The sequence below is a fragment of the Pseudomonas juntendi genome (assembly GCF_009932375.1).
Lineage (GTDB): Bacteria > Pseudomonadota > Gammaproteobacteria > Pseudomonadales > Pseudomonadaceae > Aquipseudomonas > Aquipseudomonas juntendi.
On sequence record NZ_BLJG01000539.1, the window covers coordinates 1 to 257 of the forward strand.

The window sequence follows — 257 nt, forward strand, 5'->3', positions numbered from 1 at the left end:
TGAACCAGCAGATCGCCACCGCGGCAGAAGAGCAAACGGCCGTGGCCGAAGAGATCAACCGCAGCGTGATGAATGTGCGGGACATTTCCGACCAGACCTCGGCGGCCAGTGAGGAGACGGCCAGCTCCAGCGTGGAGCTGGCGCGGCTGGGCACCCATTTGCAAGGGTTGGTGAGGCGCTTCAGGCTCTGATCGGGTTTGCCTGGCCTCTTCGCGGCAGTTCGGCGCGGAGCGGCCAGGCACAGGCGACACATTTCC

1 pseudogene is annotated in these 257 nt (G+C 65.0%); it reads left to right on the top strand.

Annotated features, from left to right (window positions below):
- Positions 1-191, top strand: a pseudogene (locus GYA94_RS27135) (methyl-accepting chemotaxis protein); the annotation flags it as partial.
- Positions 192-257: the final 66 nt, after the last annotated feature.